This is a genomic window from Streptomyces sp. NPDC001027 (assembly GCF_040299045.1).
Lineage (GTDB): Bacteria > Actinomycetota > Actinomycetes > Streptomycetales > Streptomycetaceae > Streptomyces.
The window spans coordinates 1-1,132 of the sequence record NZ_JBEPBI010000606.1; the positions used below are offsets into that span (position 1 = coordinate 1).

A 1,132-nucleotide genomic window follows, 5' to 3' on the forward strand; every position below is an offset into this window, starting at 1 on the left:
GAAGACCGCTGTGCCCAGGATGAGGAGGAGCCCGCACAGTACGGCCACGAGGAGGAGTGTGCCGGCGACACGGGCAATCAGCGCGCCCCAGAACTCTGTCCGCCGACCGTCGGGAGTGTCGGTGCGCCAGTTCGAAGGGATGTCGAGGTGTCCCTCGGCGATGGCCGGCGCTGCCCTGCGGACGTCTCCGGGGTGGAAGTGGTAGAAGGTCGGCTCCGCCCCCCATGTGCCCCGGCTTGCCCCGCCGGAGCTGCGGACGCGGACGTCCGCACGATGGGCGACGCCCGGCAGCCAGTCCTTGCGCACCGGCCACAGCTTCGCGACCTCGTCACTGCTGAGCCAGGGCTCCTCCTCACGCGCTGACTCCGGTGTCCCAGGCTCCGGTGAGCTCGGCATGCCTCCCCCTCGACGCAGCAGGCCTCCAGTACACATCAGCTGCCCGGCAAGCCGATAGACGCCTGCGTCATCGTGCGACGGGACAGGGCCGCTCAGCCTCAAGGCATACGAACGCCGACACCACGCCGCTGAGCTCACACTCGCCGCGTGATCAATGACCGCGTGCCCACCGTCACGGGGGAAGGCCCACCCATCTCATGGGCAGACCCCACCATCCGCCCGATCCCCGATCCCCGATCCCGACCGCGTACCCGGCCTCCGCCTCCTCGCCGAGCAGACCGGCCTTGTCGCCCCCGAGGAACTCGACGACCTCGCGCCCATCGTCGACCAGGCGGCGCCCGACACCGGACGCCCTCCGCAGATCCGGACCCGACCGGCTGGTCGTCACCCACACGGCTGACCGTCATGCCTGAAATGCACGACTCTGGACGCCGCACCCTCCAGGCTGTCCCTGCACCGCAACCCGATGCCCGAGGGAGCAGCCATGACCAGCGTGCCCGCTGAACTCAAGTACACCGACGACCACGAGTGGATCCGCATCGAGACCGGCGGAATCGTGGCCGTCGGCATCACCGACCACGCCCAGAAGAACCTCGGCGACATCGTCTTCTTCGAACTGCCCGAGGTCGGCCGGAAGGTCGAGGCGGGTGATCCCGTCGGCACGGTCGAGTCGGTCAAGGCGGCGTCCGAGATCTTCTGCCCGGTCAACGGAGAGGTCGTCCAGGTCAACGAGGAG

At 69.1% G+C, this 1,132-nt stretch carries 3 protein-coding genes; 1 reads left to right on the top strand and 2 read right to left on the bottom strand.

Annotated features, from left to right (window positions below; genetic code table 11):
• Both ABT300_RS44265 and ABT300_RS44270 read right to left on the bottom strand, forming a co-directional pair.
• Window positions 1-396 (bottom strand): hypothetical protein (locus ABT300_RS44265; RefSeq protein ID WP_351688884.1); only part of this gene is annotated, 396 nt, incomplete at its 3' end.
• Window positions 397-568: 172 nt separating this feature from the next.
• Entirely contained in the window at window positions 569-784 is a 216-nt protein-coding gene (locus ABT300_RS44270; RefSeq protein ID WP_351688886.1) for a hypothetical protein, read from the bottom strand.
• 96 nt (window positions 785-880) lie between these two features.
• On the opposite strand from ABT300_RS44270, the gene ABT300_RS44275 reads away from it, so the two are divergent.
• On the top strand, window positions 881-1,132 hold a 252-nt coding region (locus ABT300_RS44275), incomplete at its 3' end, for a glycine cleavage system protein H (RefSeq protein WP_351688888.1).